Source organism: Microbacterium sp. K36 (assembly GCF_004794355.1).
GTDB lineage: Bacteria > Actinomycetota > Actinomycetes > Actinomycetales > Microbacteriaceae > Microbacterium > Microbacterium paraoxydans_D.
The window spans coordinates 19047-43895 of record NZ_SSDN01000081.1 but is presented as its reverse complement, the minus strand read 5'-3'; the positions used below and the strand labels follow the sequence as shown (position 1 = coordinate 43895).

The 24849-nt window shown below is 69.9% G+C and carries 25 protein-coding genes; 4 read left to right on the top strand and 21 right to left on the bottom strand.

Going from position 1 to position 24849, the window contains the following annotated elements:
• The 14 genes from DW296_RS10020 to prmC all read right to left on the bottom strand — a co-directional run.
• A partial coding sequence (locus tag DW296_RS10020; RefSeq protein ID WP_136052111.1) for a hypothetical protein occupies window positions 1–641 on the bottom strand: 641 nt, incomplete at its 3' end.
• Window positions 642–780: 139 nt separating this feature from the next.
• The gene (locus DW296_RS10015) at window positions 781–1527 is read right to left on the bottom strand and encodes a YaaA family protein (protein WP_136052110.1); all 747 of its coding nucleotides are present in this window, start codon (window positions 1525–1527) and stop codon (window positions 781–783) included.
• A 75-nt stretch (window positions 1528–1602) separates the two neighbouring features.
• The gene (locus DW296_RS10010; RefSeq protein ID WP_025103153.1) at window positions 1603–1863 is read right to left on the bottom strand and encodes a F0F1 ATP synthase subunit epsilon; all 261 of its coding nucleotides are present in this window, start codon (window positions 1861–1863) and stop codon (window positions 1603–1605) included.
• Between the two features lie 2 nt (window positions 1864–1865).
• A complete protein-coding gene (atpD, locus tag DW296_RS10005; protein WP_025103152.1) occupies window positions 1866–3320 on the bottom strand; it encodes a F0F1 ATP synthase subunit beta in 1455 nt (484 codons plus the stop codon).
• Between the two features lie 26 nt (window positions 3321–3346).
• Window positions 3347–4243, bottom strand: a complete 897-nt coding sequence (locus DW296_RS10000) for a F0F1 ATP synthase subunit gamma (protein ID WP_025103151.1) — start codon at window positions 4241–4243, stop codon at window positions 3347–3349.
• A gap of 19 nt (window positions 4244–4262) precedes the next feature.
• Window positions 4263–5903, bottom strand: a complete 1641-nt coding sequence (gene atpA, locus DW296_RS09995) for a F0F1 ATP synthase subunit alpha (RefSeq protein ID WP_062634989.1) — start codon at window positions 5901–5903, stop codon at window positions 4263–4265.
• A 47-nt stretch (window positions 5904–5950) separates the two neighbouring features.
• Complete coding sequence (locus tag DW296_RS09990) at window positions 5951–6742, bottom strand: F0F1 ATP synthase subunit delta (protein ID WP_136052109.1); 792 nt, start codon at window positions 6740–6742, stop codon at window positions 5951–5953.
• The gene (locus DW296_RS09985; RefSeq protein WP_025103148.1) at window positions 6742–7299 is read right to left on the bottom strand and encodes a F0F1 ATP synthase subunit B; all 558 of its coding nucleotides are present in this window, start codon (window positions 7297–7299) and stop codon (window positions 6742–6744) included. Before DW296_RS09985 ends, DW296_RS09990 begins: the two co-directional genes overlap by 1 nt.
• A 27-nt stretch (window positions 7300–7326) precedes the next feature.
• Window positions 7327–7563: an ATP synthase F0 subunit C gene (gene atpE, locus DW296_RS09980; RefSeq protein ID WP_025103147.1), complete on the bottom strand. Its 237-nt coding sequence runs from the start codon at window positions 7561–7563 to the stop codon at window positions 7327–7329.
• Between the two features lie 43 nt (window positions 7564–7606).
• Window positions 7607–8395, bottom strand: coding sequence for a F0F1 ATP synthase subunit A (gene atpB, locus DW296_RS09975; protein WP_036292497.1), 789 nt, complete (start codon window positions 8393–8395; stop codon window positions 7607–7609).
• Between the two features lie 144 nt (window positions 8396–8539).
• Window positions 8540–9058 (bottom strand): hypothetical protein, encoded by a 519-nt coding sequence (locus DW296_RS09970; RefSeq protein WP_136052108.1) that lies wholly within the window; start codon window positions 9056–9058, stop codon window positions 8540–8542.
• Window positions 9055–10227 (bottom strand): MraY family glycosyltransferase, encoded by a 1173-nt coding sequence (locus tag DW296_RS09965; RefSeq protein WP_136052107.1) that lies wholly within the window; start codon window positions 10225–10227, stop codon window positions 9055–9057. The genes DW296_RS09970 and DW296_RS09965 overlap by 4 nt, the downstream gene beginning before the upstream one ends.
• Window positions 10224–10919 (bottom strand): L-threonylcarbamoyladenylate synthase, encoded by a 696-nt coding sequence (locus DW296_RS09960; protein ID WP_136052106.1) that lies wholly within the window; start codon window positions 10917–10919, stop codon window positions 10224–10226. The genes DW296_RS09965 and DW296_RS09960 overlap by 4 nt, the downstream gene beginning before the upstream one ends.
• A gap of 52 nt (window positions 10920–10971) precedes the next feature.
• On the bottom strand, window positions 10972–11832 hold the full coding sequence (gene prmC / locus DW296_RS09955) for a peptide chain release factor N(5)-glutamine methyltransferase (protein WP_136052105.1): 861 nt from the start codon (window positions 11830–11832) through the stop codon (window positions 10972–10974).
• Between the two features lie 97 nt (window positions 11833–11929).
• Between prmC and cysK the strand changes: the two genes are divergently transcribed.
• Window positions 11930–12868: a cysteine synthase A gene (gene cysK / locus DW296_RS09950; protein WP_136052104.1), complete on the top strand. Its 939-nt coding sequence runs from the start codon at window positions 11930–11932 to the stop codon at window positions 12866–12868.
• An 8-nt stretch (window positions 12869–12876) separates the two neighbouring features.
• On the top strand, window positions 12877–13446 hold the full coding sequence (gene epsC / locus DW296_RS09945) for a serine O-acetyltransferase EpsC (RefSeq protein ID WP_136052103.1): 570 nt from the start codon (window positions 12877–12879) through the stop codon (window positions 13444–13446).
• Here the strand turns inward: epsC and DW296_RS09940 are convergent.
• Together DW296_RS09940 and DW296_RS09935 are read right to left on the bottom strand one after the other, a co-directional pair.
• Complete coding sequence (locus tag DW296_RS09940; RefSeq protein WP_136052102.1) at window positions 13434–13868, bottom strand: phage holin family protein; 435 nt, start codon at window positions 13866–13868, stop codon at window positions 13434–13436. The two genes, epsC and DW296_RS09940, sit on opposite strands and share 13 nt — an antisense overlap.
• A gap of 31 nt (window positions 13869–13899) precedes the next feature.
• Complete coding sequence (locus DW296_RS09935; protein ID WP_136052101.1) at window positions 13900–15447, bottom strand: CitMHS family transporter; 1548 nt, start codon at window positions 15445–15447, stop codon at window positions 13900–13902.
• 149 nt (window positions 15448–15596) lie between these two features.
• On the opposite strand from DW296_RS09935, the gene DW296_RS09930 reads away from it, so the two are divergent.
• Together DW296_RS09930 and DW296_RS09925 are read left to right on the top strand one after the other, a co-directional pair.
• Entirely contained in the window at window positions 15597–17240 is a 1644-nt protein-coding gene (locus DW296_RS09930; RefSeq protein WP_136052100.1) for a sensor histidine kinase, read from the top strand.
• Window positions 17237–17890: a response regulator gene (locus DW296_RS09925; RefSeq protein ID WP_136052099.1), complete on the top strand. Its 654-nt coding sequence runs from the start codon at window positions 17237–17239 to the stop codon at window positions 17888–17890. The genes DW296_RS09930 and DW296_RS09925 overlap by 4 nt, the downstream gene beginning before the upstream one ends.
• Before the next feature lie 19 nt (window positions 17891–17909).
• On the opposite strand, the gene prfA is transcribed toward DW296_RS09925, so the two are convergent.
• The 5 genes from prfA to lysA all read right to left on the bottom strand — a co-directional run bounded on the left by prfA (window position 17910) and on the right by lysA (window position 24845).
• Entirely contained in the window at window positions 17910–18989 is a 1080-nt protein-coding gene (gene prfA, locus DW296_RS09920) for a peptide chain release factor 1 (protein WP_071328361.1), read from the bottom strand.
• Window positions 18990–18997: 8 nt separating this feature from the next.
• Window positions 18998–20965, bottom strand: a complete 1968-nt coding sequence (gene rho / locus DW296_RS09915; protein WP_446724137.1) for a transcription termination factor Rho — start codon at window positions 20963–20965, stop codon at window positions 18998–19000.
• 164 nt (window positions 20966–21129) lie between these two features.
• On the bottom strand, window positions 21130–22095 hold the full coding sequence (gene thrB / locus DW296_RS09910) for a homoserine kinase (RefSeq protein ID WP_240743058.1): 966 nt from the start codon (window positions 22093–22095) through the stop codon (window positions 21130–21132).
• Between the two features lie 5 nt (window positions 22096–22100).
• Window positions 22101–23405 carry a homoserine dehydrogenase gene (locus tag DW296_RS09905; protein WP_071328359.1) on the bottom strand — a complete coding sequence of 435 codons (1305 nt, stop codon included), beginning with the start codon at window positions 23403–23405 and terminating at the stop codon, window positions 22101–22103.
• A gap of 21 nt (window positions 23406–23426) precedes the next feature.
• Window positions 23427–24845 (bottom strand): diaminopimelate decarboxylase, encoded by a 1419-nt coding sequence (lysA, locus tag DW296_RS09900; RefSeq protein WP_240743057.1) that lies wholly within the window; start codon window positions 24843–24845, stop codon window positions 23427–23429.
• Window positions 24846–24849 lie beyond the last annotated feature (4 nt).

The following is a 24849-nucleotide window of genomic DNA, read 5'->3' as shown; positions in this document are numbered from 1 at the left end:
GTCGCCGGGGCGGCGGGAGCAGCCGGCGGCGCATAGCCGGGCGCAGCGGGCGGCGTGAACGCCTGGGTGGGCGGCGCATAGCCCTGCGGCGGAGTGCCGTACCCCTGCGGAGCGCCGTAGCCCTGCTGCGGCGCGGCCGCTGCCGGCTGGACGGGGATCCCGTCCCAGACCGTGCGGTCGCCGAGGAACGCGTTGCCCGCCCAGGAAGCCGGCTGGATGTTGGGGTTCCAGCGCGACTTGTCGAAGGCGTTGATGCCGAGCCAGACGATGGAGAGGAAGACGTAGAGGACCACCCAGACGGCGTCCTTCTGGAGCTTGAGCCCCACGCGCCACGCCGCGATGACCGAGAGCACCCCGAGGGCGAGCGAGAAGAGGAAGCCGATGCCGATCCAGCTCAGCAAGGCGGCACCCGCGATGCCGTAGAGGACGAGCCACGGGCTCAGGTCGCCGAGCTTGAAGAAGATCATGGAGTTGTAGACCGGCACCCAGGCACGCCAGTTCCCCTGGACCCCGGCCTTCTGGAAGATCTTCATGTAGAAGAGCGACACCAGGACGTATCCGGCGACCGCGATCAGCAGAATGACGAAGAAGTAGGCGAAGAGCAGGCCGAGGTAGCCCGCTCCGTAGTCGTCGTAACCCATGAGGCTCACATTCTCTGGTCAAGGGAGACGGCTTTCGTCCCCCACCACGAGACTCCCCGCCTCGCATTGGACATGGTAGCGGTGCACTCAGGGGGCAGCAACGACCGCCGGAGGCGATTCGCCGGGCTCGGGGCGACCGTCAGTCGGCGACGACCAGCTCGACCTCGCCGGGCACCGCACCGTCCCGGAGCACGAAGTCATGTGCCTGGGCCCACCGATGCAGGGCGCGGAGCGAGCCCAGCCGCGGACGATCCTCCGCCAGCGCTCGCACGAGCAGCCCCTTGCTCTTCTTGTTGAAGTGGTTCAGGGCTCTCCCCTGCTCCGTGACGACCCGCACGTACGCCGACGACACCGCGTCAGGGACGGGACCGAGCGCCGCGTAGGCCTCGCTGCGCAGATCGAGGACGAACGCGGGGGCGTCGGCCGCGATCGCCGCCGTCGTCGGATCGGCCCAGTGACGGCGGAGCGGCGCCATCCCGGGCACCGCCGTGCCGGCCGCGAGGCGATACGTCGGAATCGCATCCAGAGCGGCGACGGGGCCGAACGGGGCGCTGTGGATCCACACGTGGGCATCCAGCCAGCGGCGGGAGGCGGCCGACAGCGACGCCGCGTCGAGGGCGTCGAACAGCACCCCGGTGTAGCGGTCCACCGCGGGCATCGTGGCCGAGGTCCGCAGTGCCCGGTTGTGCGCGACGTCTCCCCGCTGCCGCTCGCTGAGCTTGAGCACCCGCCGGGCGGCGTCCTCGTCGTCCGCGAGAGCGACGAGGGCGTCGATCACGGCATCCCGTTGCGCGGCGAGATCGGGAAGCGCGAGCGCCGACACGTCCAGGGGGCCGCCGTCACCGCCCTCGCGCTTGGTCTCGGACGGCGGAAGAAGGATCTTCATGGGACCTCAGGGGAAAGAGACGCGTCCGCCTCGACACCCGGGCGGGTGTCGAGGCGGACGCGATGTACAGGACTGTCAGGAGATGAGTGCCGCGTTGCCGGCCACGATCGTCAGGACGTCGCCCTCCATGGAGAGGAATCCGTCCTGCGCGTTCGCCAGCACCTTGGCGCCATCCGTCTGGGTGATCCGGACCTGGCCCTCGGCGAGGATGGCCAGCACCGGCTCGTGACCGGACATGAAGCCGATCTCGCCCTCGACGGTCTTGGCGACCACGAGGCTCGCCTCTCCCGTCCAGACCTCCGCGTCGGCGGAGACGAGGCTGACGTGCAGCGCCATGGTCAGGCGTTCTCCTTCTGGATCTGCGCCCAGCGCTCCTCCACGTCGGAGATGCCACCGACGTTGAAGAAGGCCTGCTCGGCGACGTGGTCGAAGTCACCGCGGGTGATCGCATCGAACGACTCGATGGTCTCCTTCAGCGGCACGGTCGAGCCCTCGACGCCCGTGAACTTCTTCGCCATGTAGGTGTTCTGCGAGAGGAACTGCTGGATACGGCGTGCACGCGACACGACGATCTTGTCTTCCTCGGAGAGCTCGTCGACACCGAGGATGGCGATGATCTCCTGCAGCTCCTTGTTCTTCTGGAGGATCTGCTTGACCGTGGTGGCCACGCGGTAGTGGTCCTCGCCCAAGTAGCGGGGGTCCATGATGCGCGACGTCGAGGTCAGCGGGTCGATGGCCGGGTACAGACCCTTCGACGCGATCTCACGCGAGAGCTCGGTCGTCGCGTCGAGGTGCGCGAAGGTCGTGGCCGGAGCCGGGTCGGTGTAGTCGTCGGCCGGCACGTAGATCGCCTGCAGCGAGGTGATCGAGTGACCACGCGTCGAGGTGATGCGCTCCTGGAGGAGGCCCATCTCGTCGGCGAGGTTCGGCTGGTACCCCACGGCGGAGGGCATGCGGCCCAGCAGCGTGGAGACCTCGGAACCGGCCTGCGTGAAGCGGAAGATGTTGTCGATGAAGAGCAGCACGTCCTGCTTCTGCACGTCACGGAAGTACTCCGCCATCGTCAGAGCCGACAGCGCGACGCGCAGACGCGTCCCCGGCGGCTCGTCCATCTGGCCGAAGACGAGGGCGGTCTTGTCGAAGACGCCCGCCTCCTCCATCTCGTGGATGAGGTCGTTGCCCTCACGGGTGCGCTCACCGACACCGGCGAACACCGACACACCACCGTGGTCCTGCGCGACGCGCTGAATCATCTCCTGGATGAGGACGGTCTTGCCGACACCGGCACCACCGAAGAGACCGATCTTTCCACCCTGCACGTACGGGGTGAGGAGGTCGATCGACTTGATGCCCGTCTCGAACATCGTGGTCTTCGACTCGAGCTGGTCGAAGTTCGGGGCCTTGCGGTGGATGGGCCAGCGCTCCGTGACCTCGATGGTCTCACCGGGCTCGCCGTTGAGGACCTCGCCGATCACGTTGAAGACCTTGCCCTTGGTGATGTCACCGACGGGGACCGAGATGGCCTCACCGGTGTCACGCACCTCCTGACCGCGGACGATGCCGTCGGTCGGCTTCAGGGCGATGGCGCGGACCAGGTCGTCGCCGAGGTGCTGCGCGACCTCGAGCGTGATCTCGGTGGACTCCTCGCCGATCGTGATCGTCGTCTTCAGCGCGTTGTAGATGTCGGGGATCGAGTCGTGCGGGAACTCGATGTCGACAACCGGACCGTTGACGCGGGCGACGCGCCCGACGACCGCGGTCGCCGGCTGCTCAGCCGTGGCGGTGGTGGTCATTTCTTCGTCTCTTTCCTGAGGGTCTGTCAGCTCGATGCGAGAGCGTCGGCGCCACCGACGATCTCGGCGATCTGCTGGGTGATCTCGGCCTGACGCGCGTTGTTGCGCAGGCGGGTGTAGTCGGTGATGAGCTTGTCGGCGTTGTCGCTGGCCGACTTCATCGCCTTCTGCGTCGCGGCCTGCTTGGCGGCGGACGACTGCAGGAGGGCGTTGAAGACGCGGCTCTGGATGTACACCGGCAGGATCGCATCGAGCACCGTCTCGGCGTCGGGCTCGAACTCGTACAGCGGGTAGACGGTGCTGCCCGCCTCCGAGTCGTCGGCCTCCGCGATCTCCAGCGGCAGCAGGCGCACGGACTCCGGCGACTGCGTCATCATGCTGACGAAGCGGTTGTACACGAGGTGGATCTCATCGACGCCGCCGTCCTCTCCCCCACGGTTGAAGGCCTCGAGAAGCGTCTGCGAGATCTCCTCCGCCGTGTGGAACGAGGGGGTGTCGGTGTCGCCGGTCCACTCTGCAGCGGCCTCGATGCGACGGAACTGGAAGTACCCGACGGCCTTGCGGCCCACGAGGTAGAACACCGGCTCCTTGCCCTGCTCGCGCAGGAGCTCCGCGACCTCGAGACCCTCACGGAGGATCTGCGAGTTGAAGGCTCCGGCGAGGCCGCGGTCCGACGAGAAGATCACGACCGCGGAACGGCGGATCGTCTCGGGTTCGCGGGTGAGCGGGTGGTCGACGTTCGAGTGCGTCGCGACGGCGGACACGGCCCTCGTCACGGCCCGCGCGAAGGGGGTGGACGCCTTGACGCGTGCCATCGCCTTCTGGATGCGCGAAGCCGCGATGAGTTCCATCGCCTTCGTGATCTTCTTGGTCGTCTGAGCAGAAGAGATCTTCTGCTTGTAGACCCTGAGTTGAGCGCCCATGAATCAGTACCTCACGCGATTACGCGCGACGACCCTTGACGATCTTCTCCTGGTTGACGTCCTCGGCCTCGGCCGCAGCGTGCTCCTCGTGACCAGGGGCGCCGATGGCGTGGCCCTTGCCGCCCTGGAACTCCAGGAGGAAGTTGTCGGTCTGCTTGTCGAGCTCGGCGACGGTCGCGTCGTCCAGGACGTTCGTCTCCCGCAGCGTGTCGAGCACCTTCGTGTTGCGACGCAGGTAGTCGAGCAGCTCGCGCTCGAAGCGCAGCACGTCCTCGACCTCGATCGAGTCGAGCTTGCCGTTGGTGCCGGCCCAGATCGAGACGACCTGCTCCTCCACGGGGTACGGCGAGTACTGCGGCTGCTTGAGCAGCTCGGTCAGACGGGCACCGCGCGAGAGCTGACGACGCGACGCGGCGTCGAGGTCCGACGCGAACATCGCGAACGCCTCGAGCGAGCGGTACTGCGCCAGCTCCAGCTTCAACGTTCCGGAGACCTTCTTGATCGACTTCACCTGGGCGTCACCACCGACACGCGACACCGAGATGCCCACGTCGACCGCAGGACGCTGGTTGGCGTTGAAGAGGTCGGACTGCAGGAAGATCTGGCCGTCGGTGATCGAGATCACGTTGGTCGGGATGTACGCCGAGACGTCGTTCGCCTTGGTCTCGATGATCGGGAGACCCGTCATCGAGCCGGCACCGAGCTCGTCGGACAGCTTCGCGCACCGCTCGAGCAGACGCGAGTGCAGGTAGAACACGTCACCAGGGTAGGCCTCACGACCCGGCGGGCGGCGGAGCAGCAGCGAGACGGCACGGTAGGCCTCGGCCTGCTTCGACAGGTCGTCGAAGATGATCAGGACGTGCTTTCCGCCGTACATCCAGTGCTGGCCGATGGCCGAACCGGTGTACGGAGCGAGGTACTTGAAGCCGGCGGGGTCGGACGCCGGAGCCGCCACGATGGTGGTGTACTCCAGAGCGCCGGCCTCCTCGAGCGCGCCCTTCACCGAAGCGATGGTCGAGCCCTTCTGACCGATGGCCACGTAGATGCAGCGGACCTGCTTGTTGACGTCGCCGGACTCCCAGTTGGCCTTCTGGTTGATGATCGTGTCGATCGCGATGGCCGTCTTGCCGGTCTGGCGGTCGCCGATGATGAGCTGGCGCTGGCCGCGGCCGACCGGGATCATCGCGTCGATCGCCTTGATGCCGGTCTGCATGGGCTCGTGGACCGACTTGCGCTGCATGACGCCGGGGGCCTGGAGCTCGAGCTCGCGGACACCCTCGGTCGCGATCGCGCCGAGGCCGTCGATCGGGTTGCCGAGCGGGTCGACGACGCGGCCGAGGTAGCCGTCGCCGACCGGGACGGAGAGGACCTCACCCGTGCGGGTGACTTCCTGACCGGCCTCGATGCCGGTGAAGTCGCCGAGGACGACGACGCCGATCTCGTGCTCGTCGAGGTTCAGCGCGAGACCCTTGGTGCCGTCGGCGAAGGTCACGAGCTCGTTCGCCATGACGCCGGGAAGTCCCTCGACGTGAGCGATGCCGTCGGCGGCGTCGATGACGGTGCCGACCTCGGTCGCCGCGGCCCCGGTGGGCTCGTACGCGGCGGCGAAATCCTTCAGCGCGTCACGGATGACGTCGGGGCTGATCGATAGTTCTGCCATTGTCTTCCCTTTGTATCTGGGTGCGCGGTTCCCCGCGCGAAGTCGTGTTAGCCCGCGAGCTTCTGGCGAAGGTCGGCGAGTCGTGCGGAGATGCTGCCGTCGATCACGTCATCGGCGATCTGCACGCGCAGGCCTCCGACGACGCTGGGGTCGATGACGACGTTGAGGGACACCTGGCCGCCGTATCGCTGCGAGAGCGTCTGGCCGAGTCGCGTGCGCTGCGCGTCGCTGAGCTCGGTCGCCGTGTGCACCGTGGCCACGAGACGGCCGCGCTGGCTCGAGACGATACGCATCGCCCGGCTCAGCAGCTGCCGCACCCGGCGCTCGCGCGGCTGACGCACGAGGGACGTGACGATGAGGGCCGTCGGAGCGCTGGCAGAGGCATCGACGAGGAGGCGCTCGACCAGGGCGGCCTTCGCGTCCTCTCCCCCGAGCCGGCTGCCGAGAGCGAGCTCGAGCTCCGGGTTCGCCGCGATCACCCGCGAGAAGCCGAAGAGCTCTCCCTCGATGTCCGCGCCGGACTCGGCGATGGTCGCCGCCCGGATCGCGAGCTCCTCGAGACCGTCGATCAGCTCGGACGCGTTCGACCAGCGTTCGGCGACCGCGGTGCGCAGGACGTCCTGCGCCGCGGAGCCGTACTGCCCGAACACCGCGGACACGACGTTCTGCCGGGCCGAGGTCGGAGCCGAGGGGTCAGCCAGCGCGCCGCTCAGCTGAGACGATTCGCCCACGGCCCGCGCGGCCGCGAACAGCTCGCGCGCGGTCTCGAGGGTGACGTCCTTCGCTGCGGCAAGCGTCTGAGTGGATGCCGCGAGTGCCTGAGCGGTCGCGCTGCCCATTACTGAGCCGCCTTCTCGGATGCTTCGAGATCGGCGAGGAAGCGGTCGACCACGGCGGCCGCGCGAGCGTCGTCGGAGAGCGTCTCGCCGACCACGCCGCCGGCGAGGTCGAGAGCGAGCGAGCCGACCTCGCTGCGCAGGGAGACGAGAGCCGTCTGGCGCTCGGCCTCGATCTGCGTGTGCGCGGTGGCGGTCAGACGCGCGGCCTCGCTGGCTGCGGTCTCCTTCGCCTCGGCGATGATCTTCTTGCCGTCCTCACGGGCGGCCTCACGGATCTCACCGGCCTCGGTGCGTGCCTCGGCGAGCTGCCGGGTGTACTCCTCGAGAGCCGCTTCTGCCTGCTTCTGCGCCTCATCGGCCTTGGCGATGTTGCCCTCGATGGCGGCGGACCGCTCGTCGAGCATCTTCGTCAGACGGGGAAGGGCGACCTTCCACACGACGGCGAGGATGATGAGGAACCAGAAGCCCGACCAGATGATGTCGTACCACGCGGGGATCAGCGGGTTGTTCGCCGCCTCACCCTCAGCCGCGAGGTTCGTGACAAGAGCGTTCAGCATCCTGTCTCCTTCAGAAGTCGGTGGGGATTACGGGAAGGGGATGAATCCGACGGCGATGCCGACGAACGCAAGCGCCTCGGTGAAGGCGATACCGATCCACATGAGGACCTGCAGGCGACCGGCCAGCTCGGGCTGACGGGCGACGCCCTCGATGGTCTTGCCGACCACGATGCCCACACCGATGGCCGGGCCGATGGCCGCGAGGCCGTAGCCGACCGCCGCGAGGTGGCCGTTGATTTCAGCGAGAACCGTAGTTGCGTCCACGGGTTTTTCCTTTCGTTGGGTGGGAGGGCTGTTGCCCGCCCGCTCAGTGCTCTTCTGCGACCGCGAGCTGGATGTAGACCGCGGTGAGGACGGTGAAGACGTAGGCCTGCAGGACGGCGACCAGGATCTCGAAGAGAGTGAAGGCGCCGCCGAAGGCGAGGGTTCCGATACCGAGGGCAGCCCAGCCGCCGCCCGCGGTGAAGAAGAAGAACTGGGTCGCTGCGAAGCAGAGGACCAGGATCATGTGACCGACGACGAGGTTCATCAGCAGTCGCAGGGTGAGGGTCACCGGGCGGATGATGAACGTCGAGATGAGCTCGATCGGCGTGACGATGAAGTAGACCGGCCACGGCACGCCCGACGGGAAGAGCGCGTTCTTGAAGAAGTTCTTCGGGCTCTTCTTGATGCCGGCGTAGATGAACGTGACGTAGCTGACCACGGCGAGCGTGAGCGGCACCGCGATGATCGCCGTTCCCGGCATGTTCAGGAACGGGATGATGCCCGTGATGTTCATGAACAGCACCATGAAGAAGATCGTGGTGAGGATCGGCAGGAAGCGGTCGCCGTCCTTGCGGCCCAGCAGGTCGTGCGCGATGCCGCCGCGGACGAAGCCGAGGCCCATCTCGACGAGGCTCTGGAACCGGCCGGGCACGACCTTCATACGGCGGGTGCCGAGCCAGAGGATCAGGACGACGGCGATCACCGAGAGCAACTGGATCAGGTGGATCCGGTTGACCGGGATGGGTCCGACGTGGAAGAGGATCTCCGGGAAGAACTCATCGATCGAAGGGCCGTGGAACTCGCCATCCGAGGACGCGAGTCGGGGGGTCAGGGTCGCAGCAAGATTAAACAGCGCGGGCTCCAGCTTCGGGGCACCGGTCAGAACCGGGGCGACGATGGTCGGTGTGCTACACAGCGCAAGCGCTCGCGGGCGAGCGGCGGGCACTCCTCAACACTATCAGAATCCAAGGGTGCCCTAAGACCGCGGGGCGGCGTCCGCCGGGCCGTCCGAGGGATCGTTCACCGCCCCCGGTGCGCGGTCCTCCGGCACCTCGGTGGGCAGCGTGGTGTCGCTGACGTTCGGCAGCCGCATCTGGGTGAGGACGACGACATCGATGATGAGGGACATCAGCACCCCGGCCACGATCGACAGGAAGAACACCATCGGCTCGATCCACGGCTGCCCGGCGAGCAGGATCATCACGACGACGAAGACCCCGAGCTTCAGAAGCCAGCCGCCCAGCACGATCGCGAAGAAGAGCTGCACGTAGAGCGGGTCGCCGTACCAGCGGTTGGCGATCAGGATGCTCAGCCCGGTGATGCCGAGGAACAGCGCGGCCAGGAGCACGCCGAGCAGGCCGCTCACGAGCCCCTCCCCCTGCGCGACCGCGAAGCCGATCCCGCCGGCGACGAGAGCCAGCACGACGGTGGCCACCGCCGACCAGACGAGCGTGCGACGCAGGATCGGGGTGCTGGAAACGGGGCTGGGACTCATCGGGGCTCCAGGGGGATCGGGTCGGGCGCAGCGCCCGCGGCGGTCTTGCGTCGGCGGGTGGGACTCAGGGTGATGACGAGGCACGCGGCGATGCCGACGACCCCGAAGGCGACCCCGGGAAGGTACTGGCCAGGCCAGTCCTCACGGGCGCCGACGTACATCAGGAGGACGGCGAGGGAGATGACGGCCGTCCAGGCGTAGAAGATGAGGACCGCATCGCGGTCGCGGTGCCCGAGGTCGAGCATCCGGTGGTGCAGGTGCTTCCGATCCGGGGAGAACGGCGAGCGGCCTGCGCTCATCCGACGCAGCACGGCGAGCCCGAAGTCGAGCAGCGGGAGGAGCACGACGAGGAGCGGAAGCAGGATGGGCAGGAAGGCGCCGACGAGCTGCGAGCGCCCGAGGCGCTCCGGATCCAGGGCGGACGGATCCATCTGCCCGGTGATCGCGATGGCCGAGGTCGCCATGAGCAGACCGATCACGAGCGCACCCGAGTCGCCCATGAAGAGCTTCGCCGGACTCCAGTTCAACGGCAGGAATCCCAGGCACGCACCGATGAGGACCGCAGCGAGGAAGGTGGAGAGGTTGAAGTAGCTCGACGCGCCGGAGTCGCGCGTGAAGATGTACGAATAGGCGAAGAAGACTCCGTTGGAGATCAGGCAGACGCCCGCGACGAGACCGTCCAGCCCGTCGATGAAGTTCACGGCGTTCATGACGATCACGATCGCGAACATCGTGATCGTGATGCTCAGCCAGCTCGACACCACGATGAGGTCGCCGAACGGCAGGGAGAGGATCTGCAGACCGCCGCCGACCGTGATGATGCCCGCGGCGAGGAACTGCGCGCCGAGCTTGATCATCCAGTCGATGTCCCAGAGATCGTCCATCACCCCGATCACGGCGATGAGGAGCGCGGCGGCGAGGATGGACCACATGGTCTGCGGGGGCGTCCAGATGCTCTGGAAGAAGGGGTTGGCCGCCGAGACCGCGAAGGCGGCGACGATGCCGAGGAAGATCGCGACGCCACCGAGGCGGGGCGTCGGCGTGGTGTGCACGTCGCGCTCGCGGATGCCGGGATACAGCTTGAAGCGCAGGCTCAACCGCCACACCGCCCACGTCAGCACGAACGTGATCGCGGCGGTGACGATGATCGTGAAGAGGTACTGCTTCACGAATCCCCGTCCTGCGGCTCCGGCTCCAGCAGGTCGCCCAGGACCTCGCGCAGCTGCTCCCTGGTCACGACGCCGTCCCGCAGGATCCGGACGACGCCCTCCTCGGCATCGGGGCCGCGGCGCACGAGAGAGGTCGCGTCGACGATCGTGGAGGCGACGCCGTTCCTGCTCATGCCGTCGTCCAGGTACACCGCGACGCTGTCGCCGAGCATCTTCTCCGCATCGAGCGCGGAGATCGCCGCCGCCTTGCCGGTGAGGTTGGCGCTGGACACCGCGAGCGGACCCGTCTCGGCCAGCAGCTCGAGCACCACCCGGCCCTCCGGCATGCGGACGGCGACCGTGCCCTGGGTCTCCCCCAGGTCCCACACCAGCGAGGGCTGCGCCGGCAGCACGATCGTGAGGCCGCCGGGCCAGAAGGCGTCGACGAGACGCTGGACCGGCTCCGGAACCGACTCCGCGAGGGCGGCGAGCGTCTCCTTCGTGCCGACGAGCACGGGCGGCGGCTGGTTGCGCCCCCGGCCCTTCGCGTCCAGCAGGCGCTGCACCGCGGGCGGGGAGAAGGCGTCGGCGGCGACGCCGTAGACGGTGTCGGTGGGGATGACGATGAGGTCGCCGCGGCCGATCGCCTGGCGCGCGTTGCGCATCCCGGCGAGCAGCTGCGCCTCGTCGCTGCAGTCGAAGATGGGGGACATGACGGTTCGATTCTACGCGGGGCGGGTTCGGGACGAGCTCGACGTCTGGTGATCAGGGACGCACGGCGGTGGTGGCGCGATCGCGCAGTGTCAGATCGCGGTGAGTGGCCGCGGCCCGCCAGCCGTCGGCCGCGAGCAGCTCTCGGATCGGGGCGCCCTGCAGTTCTCCGTGCTCGATGACCAGCGTGCCACCGGGCCGCAGCAGCCCCAGGGCGCGAGTGCTGAGCACACGGACGACGTCGAGGCCGTCCTCTCCGCCGTAGAGCGCCAGTGCCGGGTCGAACAGCCGGACCTCCGGGTCGCGGGGGATCGCCTGCGCCGGCACGTACGGCGGGTTGGAGATGACGACGGACGCGGTGCCGTCGAGCTCCGGGAAGGCCTCCGCGAGATCGGACAGCACGAGGGTGAGGTTCTCGACGCCCTCGACGTTCCGTCGGGCCCAGGCGTGCGCCTCCGGAGAGAGCTCTGCGGCGTACACCCGGGCGTGCGGCACCTCCGTGGCCATCGCGAGCGCGATCGCGCCGCTGCCCGTGCCGAGGTCGACCCCGATCGGCGACGGCTCCCCCGACTCCAGGAGAGCGTCGATCGCATACTGCGCCACCGTCTCCGTCTCTGGGCGCGGGACGAAGACGCCGGGGCCGACGGCGAGCTCCAGGTGCCGGAACGGCGCGGTCCCGGTGAGATGCTGCAGCGGCTCGCGGCCCGCGCGCCGGGCAACGAGGGCGTCCAGCGCGGCCGCGTCGTCATCGGTGAGCCGGTCGCCGCGGATCACCGCCGCCTGCACCTCTCCCCGGCGCTGCCCGCGGACGTGCCCGGTGAGCAGCTCCGCGTCGACGAGGGGGTCGGGCACGCCGGCGTCCGCGAGACGCTGCGCGGCGGCGCGCACGGCCGCGGCGAGAGAGAGGTCGGGCATGGCTCCAGCGTAGAGTGCGCAGCCGTCACAATGCCCCGTGCCCCGTCGCGCTCGCCTAGGCTGGAGCGGCAGCGCACCCGCACAGGAAGGCTCCCCTATGTCCGGCATCCACCCCGACATCACCACCGCTTTCGGGAACACCCCGCTCGTCCGCCTCAACCGCGTGACCGAGGGCCTCGGCGCCACCGTGCTCGCGAAGCTCGAGTACTACAACCCCGCGTCGAGCGTGAAGGACCGCATCGGCATCGCCATGATCAACGCGGCCGAGGCCGCGGGTGAGCTCGCCCCCGGCGGCACCATCGTGGAGTCGACGAGCGGCAACACCGGCATCGCCCTCGCCATGGTCGGCGCCGCCCGTGGATACCGCGTCATCCTCACGATGCCCGCGTCCATGTCGAAGGAGCGCCGTGTGCTGCTCAAGGCGTTCGGCGCGGAGATCGTCCTCACCGACCCCACCAAGGGCATGAAGGGGGCCATCGAGGAGGTCAAGCGGATCGTCGACGAGACCCCCGGCGCCGTCTGGATCCGCCAGTTCGAGAACGCGGCGAACCCGCAGATCCACCGCGAGACCACGGCGCAGGAGATCCTCCGGGACACCGACGGCGCGGTCGACATCTTCATCGCCGGCGTCGGCACGGGCGGTACCGTCACGGGCACCGGGCAGGCGCTGAAGGCGGCGAAGCCCGAGGTCCAGGTCATCGCCGTGGAGCCCAAGGACTCCCCCGTCCTGACCGAGGGGCACCCCGGACCGCACAAGATCCAGGGCATCGGCCCGAACTTCGTGCCCGACGTGCTCGACCGCGAGGTGCTCGACGAGATCATCACGGCGGAGTTCGAGGACTCGCTGCGCGTGGCCCGTGAGCTCGCCGCGAAGGAAGGACTGCTGGTCGGCATGTCCTCCGGTGCCGCCGTCTCGGCCGCGCTGACCGTCGCCGCACGCCCGGAGAACGCCGGCAAGACCATCGTCGTGATCATCCCGGACACCGGCGAGCGGTACCTCTCCACCGCCCTGTTCGAGGATCTGCGCGAGGACTGAGGTCGTCGATGGGCATGATCGGGCGAATGCGCGAGGATATCGCCGCCGCGCGCCTTCGTGACCCGGCCGCGCGCACCGCGGTCGAGGTCGCGCTGCTCTACCCGGGCCTCCATGCTGTCTGGGCGCACCGCGTCTCCCACGCGCTGTGGCGGCGACGCTTCCGACTCCTCGCCCGTGCCGGGTCGCAGGTGTCCCGCTGGCTGACCGGCGTCGAGATCCACCCGGGAGCCCGGATCGGCCGACGCTTCTTCATCGACCACGGCATGGGCGTCGTCATCGGCGAGACCGCGGAGATCGGCGATGACGTGCTCATGTACCACGGCGTGACCCTCGGCGGCCGGACACGGGACGTCGGCAAGCGGCACCCCACCCTGCAGGACGGCGTCGCCGTGGGCGCGGGGGCGAAGATCCTCGGCCCCGTCACGGTCGGCGCCCGCTCGGTGGTGGGCGCCAACGCCGTGGTCACGAAGGACGCGCCCGCCGACAGCGTGCTCGTGGGGGTGCCGGCGAAGCCGCGCCAGCGGACCGCCGGTGAGGACACCAGGGCCCTGCTGACCGCCCCTGACTACTCCATCTGACGCGCCGCCCGGCGACCGGAGCGGTGCCCGCTGCGGCCCTCCATCCGACGACGCAGGAAGACGAGCGGCAGCAGCACGCTGCCGAGCGCCGTCACGAGCCAGACGATGACGGCGCCCAGCAGCCACCCGGTCAGGTCGACGATGCGCAGGCCCCCGATGGGAAGCAGCACGACGACCATGAGGGCGATGAGCGTGGAGAAGATCCCGATGCCGCCCATGAGCACGGGCGCATAACGATCGGCGAGCCTGCTCACCCACGGCGAGAGGACGCTCTGCAGCACGGCGAACACCACGATGCACACGACGAACCCCCACCACTGGTCCCACTGGATCTGGAAACCGTCGAGGAGCAGGTCCGCCGCCAGCAGACCGAGGCCGGCCGACACGAGGTACATCAGGCCGCGATACAGGAGTGTGATCACGGGGCGAGCCTAGCGCGGCACCGGGCCGCGGTCACTGCGCGACGAAGAACGGGACGGCGCCGACCAGGATGCCGATCCCCAGCATCACGAGCGACACGATGACCGCGCGCCACAGCACCTTGCGGTGATGGTCTCCGAGGTTCACCCCGGCGAGGGAGACCAGCAGCAGGATCGCGGGCACGAGCGGGCTCTGCAGATGCACCGGCTGTCCGGTGATCGAGGCCCTGGCCATCTCGACGGGATCGATGCCGAAGTTCGCGGCGCTCTGGGCCAGCACCGGAAGGATCCCGAAGTAGAAGGCGTCGTTCGACATGAAGAACGTGAACGGGATGGACAGCACGCCCGTGATCGGAGCGAGGAAGGGGCCGAGCGCGGGCGGCAGCACGTTCGTGATCCACGTCGCCATGGCGTCGACCATGCCGGTGCCGGAGAGGACTCCCACGAGGACGCCGGCCGCGATGACCATCGACACGACGCCGACGATGCTCGGGGCGTGCGCGACGATCTCGGCCGCCTGCTCCTTGATGCCACGGAAGTTGACGACGAGGGCGATGCCCGCGCCGACCATGAACACGTAGGGCAGCGGCAGGATGTCGATCACCAGGAGCACCATGACGGCGACGGTCAGCAGGAGGTTGAACCAGATCAGCCGCGGGCGCAGGGTCGGCCGGGCGGGGTCCAGCATGGTGTCGGCCATCGCCGTGTCCGCGGGGTCGACGCTCCCGGCGGCGACCGGGGCGTGTCCGCCGGCGACGACGACGAGGTTGCCGGTACGCAATGAGGCACGAGCGCCCGGCTTGAGCTCGGCACCGCGGAAGATGCGGGGCACCGAGGAGAGGACGCCGCCGTCGGCTCCGGTGAGCCGGCCGTCCGCGTCGATCCGCCCCAGGCGCCGCCGCTCCCCCAGGCCGAGGAGCCAGGCGAAGCCGAGCGTCACGACGATGCCTGCGCCGAGGGCGGGGAGCATCGGCACGAAGATCTCCGTCGGCTGCACACCGAGCGCGGTCGCGGCGCGCACGGTCGGGCCACCCCACGGGACGATGTTGAGCGTGCCGTTCATGAGACCGGCGACGCAGGTGAGGACGACGGGGCTCATGCCGAGGCGCAGGTAGATGGGCAGCATCGCGGAGGTCGTGATGATGAACGTCGTCGAGCCGTCGCCGTCGAGGGATACCGCGCCCGCGAGGATCGCCGTCCCGAGCACCACCTTCGCGGGGTCGTCGCCGAGCAACCGCGTGATCAGCCGGATGAGGGGGTCGAAGAGTCCGACGTCGATCATGATGCCGAAGAACATGATCGCGAACATCAGCAGCGCCGCCGTGGGCGCCATGGTGCCGATCGAGTCGAGGATCATGTCGCCGAGCCCGAGTCCCGCTCCCGCGAAGAGCCCGAAGGCGGTCGGCACCAGGATCAGGGCCACCATGGGGGTGAGGCGCTTGGTCATGATCAGCGTCATGAACACGAGGACCATCGTGAAGCCGAGGATGACGAGCACGCCCTCCGGCGGCACGAAGGCCACGTCGTAGGTGGGCGCCTCCTCCTCGGCGGCAGCGATCAGCGCGGTCGATGCGTGGAACATGCGTGACTCCTTCGTCGTCGCTCCGTCATCGCTGACGGATCCTGACGAGGCTAGGGAATCCGGGGACGCGAAGGGCGGTATGCCGCATTCCCTTCCCTTGTGCGCGTACCGTGACTTCTGCGCATATTGCGCGACGGGAGGAGGTGGCGATGTCCCCGCGGAGACGGGTCCGGTTCGCGACCCGCGCGCTGCTGCTGCACCTCGCCGCCGTCGCCCTCGTCGTGGCGCTGTGCACGGGCGTGTACCTCGCCCTCGCCGTCCAGCAGCTTCGCGCAGAGGCGGAGTCGACCGCGCTCGGTATCGCGAGGACCCTGGCGGAGGACGCGCAGGTGCGGGCGGCGGTCAGCGCCGTCTCCGCCTCTGACGACGAGCCGGATGCGGAGGTGCTGCGTGATGGAGAGCTGCAGCAGATCGCCGCCGCCGTCACGGCGCGCACCGGAGCCCTGTTCGTCGTCATCACCGACGACCAGGGCATCCGCCTTGCCCATCCCCTGCCGTCGCGGCTCGGCGAGGTCGTGAGCACCCCCTTCGCCGAGGTGCTGGCGGGCCACGAGGTGGTCGACTGGCAGACCGGCACGCTCGGCGAGTCCGCCCGCGCGAAGGTGCCGGTGCGCGACGACTCCGGCACGCCGGTCGGCGAGATCAGCGTCGGGTTCGAGCGCGCGGGTGTGTTCGACGACCTGCCGCCCCTGCTCGCCGCTCTCGGTCTCACCGCCGCCGGCGCGCTCGCCCTCGCCCTCCTGACCTTCCTGCTCCTGCGCCGCCGCTGGGAACGGTTGACCATCGGCGTGCAGCCCGAGGAGCTGGTCGCACTCGTGCAGAATCAGACGGCGGTGCTCGACGGCGTCGGCGACGGCGTGCTCGCGGTCGATCAGGACGGTGTCGTGCGGGTGAGCAATGCGGCGGCGGACCGGCTCCTCAGGCTTCACGATCCGGTCGGCCGCACCGTGGACACCCTCCCGCTCCCTCCGGTCGTGCGCGAGACCGCCACCGGAGCCCGCGCCCGTGCGGAGGCCGTCGTCGGCGACCGGATGCTGTACCTCGAGTCACGCGCGGTCCGGCGCGACGGGCGCGCGCTCGGCGACGTGCTGATCGTTCGCGACCGCACCGACCTCATCGCCCTGACCGAGCGGCTGGAAGCCGTCCGGACGATGACCTCCGCGCTGCGTGTCCAGCGCCACGAGTTCGCGAACCGCCTTCATGTCGCCGCGGGCCTCATCGACGCCGGTCGCGTCGACGACGCCAGGGCATTCCTCGGCGAGCTGGTGAGTCGCGGTCCGGTGGCGTTCCCCGTCGCCGGACTCGACCTCGTGGGCGACCCGTTCCTGAACGCCTTCCTCGGAGCCAAGGGCGTCGAAGCCGCCGAACGGGGCGTCGCCCTGCGGATCGGGTACGAGACTCAGCTGATCGGCACCGTCCGTCGGGCCGAGGACGTGGCGAGCGTGCTCGGCAACCTCGTCGACAACGCGGTCGTGGCCGCCGTCGCGGGCACGAGGGAGCCGCGGTGGGTGGACGTCTCCGTGCTGAGCGACGGTGACGCGCTCGTCGTCACGGTGGCCGACTCCGGCGAGGGGCTCCGCCCGTCCGATCCGCGGCCACGCTCCGACGACGCGAGCGTGGACTCGGTGCACGGACACGGCATCGGTCTGCCGCTCGCGACGGAGATCGCCCGCCGGAGCGGAGGCGACCTCTGGATCATCGACCCCGGCAGTCCCGGCCACGGCGCGGTGTTCGCCGCCCGCCTCGGGGATGCCGTCGACCCCGCCCCGCGTGTCCCGAAGGAGGACCCATGACCGAACCGCTGCGCGCGCTCATCCTCGACGACGACTTCCGGGTGGCCGATCTGCACCGGACGATCGTGGACGATCACCCCGGGTACGCCGTGACCGGGACCGCGCGGTCCTGCGCCGAGGCACGCGACCTCGTGCGCTCGACACGCCCCGATCTCCTGCTCGCCGACGTCTATCTCCCTGACGGCGACGGCATCGGGGTCGTCCGCGAGACCGGCGTCGACGCGATCCTCATCTCCGCGGCGGACGACGCCCCCACGGTACGACGGGCGCTGCGGACCGGCGCCGTCGGCTACCTCGTGAAGCCCTTCGAGCGTCGTGCTCTCACCGGGCTCCTCGACCGGTACACCCGCTACCGCAATCTGCTCGCGGGCGATCGTCCGCTCACGCAGGACGACGTGGACCGCGCGTTGGCGATCCTGCACGGGGGCGGCGAGCCGGTCAGCCTGTCGCGCTCGGCCACCGAGCAGCGCGTGCTCGAAGCGCTCGGGACCGACGAGGCCTCCGCCGCGGAGGTCGCCGAACGGGTCGGCATCTCCCGCGCCACGGCGCAACGACACCTCGCCGCTCTCGCCGCGCGGACCGTCGTCGAGGTGCGGTTGCGGTACGGGTCGACCGGGCGTCCCGAGCACCGGTACGCCGCGCGCACCTGACGCCGTCGCCGCGGGTCGCTCAGCCCTCGGAGCCGACGGCGGCGAGACGCGCCTCTTCGTCGGCGGCGATGGCGCTCTCGATGATGGGGTCGAGCGCACCGTCCATGACCTGATCGAGGTTGTACGCCTTGAACCCGGTGCGGTGATCCGCGATCCGGTTCTCCGGGAAGTTGTAGGTGCGGATGCGCTCCGAACGGTCCATACCCCGGATCTGCGACTTGCGCGCGTCGGAGGCGGCCGCGTCGAGCTCCTCCTGCTGCTTGGCGAGAAGTCGGGCCCGGAGCACCCGCATCGCCGCCTCGCGGTTCTGCAGCTGCGATTTCTCGTTCTGCATCGACACGACGATCCCGGTGGGCACGTGCGTGATGCGGACAGCGGAGTCGGTGGTGTTCACCGACTGCCCGCCGGGTCCCGACGAGCGGAACACGTCGATCTTCAGATCGTTCTGATCGATCTGGATCTCCTCGGGCTCGTCCACCTCGGGGAACACGAGCACGCCGGTCGTCGAGGTGTGGATGCGTCCCTGCGACTCCGTCGCGGGAACCCGCTGCACCCGGTGCACGCCGCCCTCGTACTTCAGGTGCGCCCAGACGCCCTGCGCGGGGTCGGACGACGAGCCCTTGATCGCGACCTGCACGTCTTTGTAGCCGCCGAGGTCGGACTCGTTGCGCTCGAGCAGCTCGGTCTTCCACCCCTTCGACGCGGCGTACTGCACGTACATGCGCAGCAGATCCGCGGCGAACAGGGCCGACTCCGCGCCGCCCTCCCCCGCCTTGATCTCCATGATCACGTCGCGGGCGTCATCCGGGTCCCGCGGGATGAGCAGGCGCCGCAGACGCTCCTGCGCCGCCTGCACGCCCTCTTCGAGGGCGGGGATCTCCGCGGCGAACGCCTCGTCCTCGCGGGCCAGTTCCCGCGCCGCCTCCAGATCGTCGACGGCCCCCGTCCACGCCTCATGCGCCGCGACGATGCGCGACAGCTCGGCGTACCGACGGTTGACGCGCTTGGCGCGCGCCGCGTCGGCGTGCACCGCCGGGTCGGAGAGCTCCTCCTGGACCCGGCGATGCTCGTCGATCAGAGTCTGGACGGACTCGAACACGTCGGACCTCAGCGGATGTTGTTGTCGTGCCCGTGGGCGCCCGAGGGCAGCGTCGGGATCGACTTCTGCATCTGCACGAGGAACTCCACGTTGGAGTGGGTCTCCTTGAGCTTGCCGAGCACGACCTCCAGGGCCTGCTGCGGGTCGAGGCCGGCGAGAGCGCGGCGCAGCTTCCAGGTGATCTTGACCTCGTCGGCCGAGAGCAGCATTTCCTCGCGGCGGGTGCTGGACGCGTTGACGTCCACCGCCGGGAAGATGCGCTTGTCGGCGAGCTGACGGGACAGCCGCAGCTCGCTGTTGCCGGTGCCCTTGAACTCCTCGAAGATGACCTCGTCCATCTTGGAGCCGGTCTCGACGAGTGCGGTGGCGAGAATCGTGAGGGATCCGCCGTTCTCGATGTTGCGGGCGGCACCGAAGAAGCGCTTCGGCGGGTAGAGCGCGGACGCGTCGACGCCACCGGTGAGGACGCGGCCGGATGCCGGAGCGGCCAGGTTGTACGCACGACCGAGACGGGTGATCGAGTCGAGGAGCACGACCACGTCGCGGCCCAGCTCTACGAGACGCTTGGCACGCTCGATCGCGAGCTCGGCGACCGTCGTGTGGTCTTCCGCGGGGCGGTCGAAGGTCGAGGCGATGACCTCGCCCTTCACAGTGCGCTCCATGTCGGTGACCTCTTCGGGGCGCTCGTCGACGAGCACGACCATGAGGTGCACCTCGGGGTTGTTCTGCGCGATCGCGTTGGCGATCTGCTGCAGGACGATGGTCTTCCCGGCCTTCGGCGGCGCCACGATGAGGCCGCGCTGGCCCTTGCCGATCGGCGCGACGAGGTCGATGATCCGCTGCGTCAGCTTCTCCGGAGCCGTCTCCAGGCGCAGGCGCTCCTGCGGGTAGAGCGGGGTGAGCTTGCCGAACTCCACGCGGGTGGCCGCATCGTCGACCGAGAGGCCGTTGATCGAGTCGACCTTGACCAGGGCGTTGTACTTCTGGCGGCCCTGCTGCTCGCCCTCGCGCGGCTGCTTGATGGAGCCGACGACGGCGTCGCCCTTGCGGAGGTTGTACTTCTTGACCTGGCCGAGCGAGACGTAGACGTCGCTGGGGCCGGCGAGGTAGCCGGTGGTGCGCACGAAGGCGTAGTTGTCGAGCACGTCGAGGATGCCGGCGATCGGGATGAGGACGTCGTCCTCGGTGATCTCCGTCTCGAACTCGTCGACCTGGCCGCCGCTGCGACGCTTGTTGCGCTGACGGTTGCGGCCGTTGCCGTTACCCGACTGGTCGTCATCGGCCGGCGCGTTCTGCGCCTGCTCCTGGCCGCCGCCCTGACCACGGCCACGGTTGCGGTTACGGTTGCGGTTACGGCCTCGACCGCCCTGCTCCTCGCCGTTGTCTCCCTCGCCGGACGCATCCTTCGCCGGAGCGTCCGCCTCGGCCTCGTTCTTCGCGGCGGCGCTGTCGTTCTTCGACTCGCTCTTCGCCGCGTCGTTCTTGGCCGCATCGTTCGTGGCGCGGCCGCCCTGGGCGGTGCCCGCCGCGGCGGTCTCCGTCGCGTTCTCGGCCGGTGCGGCCTCGGCCTTCTCTGTCTTCGCCTCCGAAGCCTCGGCGTCCGCCTTCTTCGTGCGACGGCCGCGGGCAGACTTGGGGGCCTCGGTCGGTGCATCGACGGTCTCGGCAGCGGGGGCCGCTTCGGCCGGTGCGGCTTCAGCGGGGGCCTCGGCATCCGCCTTCTTCGCACGGGTGCGGCGCGGAGCCTTCGCCTTCGGGGCCGCCTCCGCCGTGTCAGCGGAATCGCCGGCGGCCGCGGGCGCCTCGGTGGAGCCGGACTCCTCCGCGGCCTTGGCCGCCTTGGCCGCAGCCGTGGCGGTGTTCGCCCGGCGCGGCGCGCGCTTCTTGGCCGGAGCCGACTCGGTCGCCTGCTCGGCGACGGGTGCGTCGGCGGTCGGAGCCGCCTGATCGTTCTGGGTCTCGGAGAGGTTCTCCACGAGTACTCCCTTATAGGTCATGGGAAATGAGCGTGAACGCGCACAACGGGTGCTGCGCACGATCGCACGGGCTGACGCTCGGCGTCAGCCAGCCTCGGCACTTGTGCCTCAGGGGTTCGCGTGCGGGTCTTGCAAGAGATGCAATGGGGCCAGATTCACGAATGCTACGTGGAGCCCTCCGCTCGATCCCCCACTGTACCACCACGGACGTCGACGGCGAGCAGGAGCGCCTCCCACGGGGTGTCGGTCACTCGGTTGGCCACCTCCACCGCATCCAGCCGACTGCCGGGACCATCGGCGAGCACGAGCACGCTGGGCCCGGCGCCGGAGACGACGGCCGCGAATCCTGCGGCACGCAGCGCCTGCACGAGACGCTGCGTTTCCGGCATGGCGCCGGCGCGGTAGTCCTGGTGCAGCCGGTCGGCGGTCGCGTCGAGCAGCAGCTCCGGGCTCTGCATCAGCGCCGCGATGAGCAGCGCCGACCGGGACACGTTGAACACCGCGTCCGCCGTGGAGACGTGGGGCGGCTGCAGGGAACGGGCCTGCGAGGTCGACATCGTGTAGGCCGGGACGAGGACGAGCGGCGAGACGCCGCGGTGCACCAGGAGCTTCTTGTGCTGCGGGCCCCGCTCCCCCATCCACGCGATCGTGAGTCCGCCGAACAGCGCGGGCGCCACGTTGTCCGGGTGCCCCTCCAGCTCGGTCGCGAGGCGCAGCAGATCGGTGTCGGAGATGTCGACGTCGCCGGCCAGCAGCCCCTTCGCCGCCAGCACGCCGGCGGCGACGGCTGCACCAGAGGAGCCGAGACCACGGCCGTGCGGGACGGCGTTCTCGGCCACGATGCGCAGACCGGGCATCGGCCGGCCGACGTCGGCGAACACGTAGGCGATCGTCCGGACGATGAGGTTGGACGCGTCCCGCGGGATGTCCTCGGCGCCGGAACCGGAGACCTCGATCTCGAGCTGCCCCTCGGGCAGCGCCGTCACCTCGAGGCGGTCGTAGATGCTGAGCGCCAGGCCGAGCGTGTCGAAGCCGGGGCCCAGGTTGGCGCTCGTCGCCGGCACCGTCACCTCGACCGTGCGGCCCACGCGCACGCCGTGCTCCTCGGGGGCGGGAGCCGTGGCCGTCACCGTGGTCACTCGCCTTCCACCCGGAGGACGGAGACCACGCGGGCGACGACGTCGCTGCCCGCGAGCACGTCCACCGTGTCGCTGAGGGCCTGCTCCGTCGCGCGGTGCGTGCCGATGATGAGGCGCGCGGTCGGCTCGTCCTCCCCCTCGACGGTCTGCACGACGGTCGCGACGGACACGCCGCCGTCGCTGAGGATCCCGGCGACGGTGGCCAGCACGCCCGGGGCGTCGGAGACCTCGAGGGTGATCTGGTACCGGGTCGTGACATGGCCGATGGGCACGACGGGGAGGTTCGCCCTGGTGGACTCGCCCACGCCGACACCGCCGGCGATGTGCCGACGAGCAGCCGAGACCACGTCGCCGAGCACGGCAGACGCCGTCTGGATCCCGCCCGCGCCCGCGCCGTAGAACATGAGGGAGCCCGCCGCCTCGGCCTCGACGAAGACGGCGTTGTTCGCCCCGTGCACGGAGGCGAGCGGGTGGGCGACCGGCACGAGGGCCGGGTAGACCCGCACCGAGATGGACTCGGCGCCGTCGGCCTCGATGCGCTCGCACACGGCGAGCAGCTTGATCACGAAGCCCGCCGCGCGAGCCTCCTCGATCATGGACGCCGTGATCGCGGTGATGCCCTCGCGGTGCACCGCCTCCAGCGGCACCGCGGTGTGGAAGGCGAGGCTGGCGAGGATCGCGGCCTTCTGGGCGGCGTCGTAGCCTTCGACGTCGGCGGTCGGGTCGGCCTCCGCATACCCCAGGCGCTGCGCGTCGGCGAGCACGTCGGCGAAGTCGGCGCCCTCCGTGTCCATCCGGTCGAGGATGTAGTTCGTGGTGCCGTTGACGATGCCCATGATCCGCACGACGCGGTCGCCGGCGAGGGAGTCGCGCAGCGGACGGATGATCGGGATGGCGCCCGCGGCCGCCGCCTCGTAGTACACCGAGGCGCCGACGCGATCCGCCGCCTCGAACAGCTCGGGCCCGTGGGTGGCCAGCAGCGCCTTGTTGGCCGTGACCACGTCGGCTCCGGAGCCGATCGCCTGGAGGATGTTCGTGCGGGCGGGCTCGATGCCGCCGATGAGCTCGATCACGATGTCGGCGCCGAGGATGAGCGACTCGGCGTCGGTCGTGAAGAGCTCCTTCGGGAGGTCGACGTCGCGGGGCGCGTCGAGGTTGCGCACCGCGATGCCCGCCAGGTCCAGCGCGGCACCCGCGCGGTCGGCCAGCTCGTCGCCGTGGCGGAGCAGGAGGGCCGCCACCTGGGAGCCGACGGCTCCGGCGCCCAGCAGTGCCACGCGAAGTCGTCTGTAGTCAGTCAATGGGTGCTCCTTCGGGGTGGGTCATCGTGCTCCCTCGGGGGCGTGCGCCCCGTCGATGCCCGCGTCGCGGGCCAGCAGGTCGTGGACGGTCTCGCCGTGGACGATCACCCGCGAGCGCCCCTCCCGCACCGCCACGATCGGCGGCCGCGGGACGTGGTTGTAGTTGCTCGCGAGCGAGGCGCAGTAGGCGCCGGTCGCCGGGACGGCCAGCAGATCGCCCGGTGTCACGTCTCCGGGGAGGTACTCGTGGTCGACGACGATGTCGCCGGACTCGCAGTGCTTGCCGACCACTCGGCTCAGCTGGGGCTCGTCCGTCCCCGTCCGCGAGGCGAGGCGGGCGGAGTAGCTGGCGCCGTAGAGAGCCGTCCGGGCGTTGTCGCTCATCCCGCCGTCGACGCTGACATACCGCCGCGTGGCCCCGGAGGCGACCGTGACGTCCTTCGTCGTGCCGACCTCGTAGAGGGTCACGCCCGCCGTGCCGACGATCGCGCGCCCGGGCTCGAACGAGAGCGCGGGCACCGCGATGCCCCGCGCCGCGCAGCCCTCGGCGACCGCCGCCACGATGCCGTCGGCTAGCTCGTCGATCGGCGTGGGGTCGTCGACGCGGGTGTAGGCGATGCCGAAGCCGCCGCCGAGGTTCAGCTGCGGCACCGGTCCGTCCTCGAGGAGGGCGGCGTGCAGTTCGAGCACGCGCGACGCGGATTCGCGGAAGCCGGCCACGCCGAAGATCTGGGAGCCGATGTGGCAGTGCAGGCCGGCGAACTCCAGCCCCGGGATCTCGCGGATCCGCGCCACGGCGACCTCGGCCTCGGCGAGCGGGAAGCCGAACTTCTGGTCCTCGTGGGCCGTGGCGAGGAAGTCGTGGGTCTCGGCGTGGACGCCGCTGATGACCCGGACCATGACGCGCTGCACGGTGTCCGTGCGCGCGGTGATGGCGGCCAGGCGCTCGATCTCGATCGCGCTGTCGACGACGATCGTGCCGACGCCGAGAGCGACCGCGCGCTCCAGCTCGGCGACCGACTTGTTGTTGCCGTGGAAGCCCAGCGAGGCCGGTGCGACCCCCGCGGCGAGAGCGACCTCGAGCTCGCCGCCGGTGCACACGTCGACGCGGAGCCCCTCGTCGACGACCCAACGGGCGACCGTCGTGCACAGGAACGCCTTGCCGGCGTAGTACACCTGCGCGGTGGTGCCGTGCGCCGAGGCGGCGCGGTCGAACGCGTCGCGGAAGGCCCGGGCGCGGCGCCGCACCTCGTCCTCATCGAGCACGAGGAGCGGCGTGCCGTAGGTGCGGGCGAGCTCGGGCGCCGGCACTCCGGCGAGCACCAGGCTGCCGTCGTCGTCACGCGTGGCCGAAGACGGCCAGACACCCGGCGCGAGATCGTTCGGATCCTCGGGGACGACGAGCCAGTCCGGAGCGAGCGTGGCGGCAGAGTCGAGCACGGAA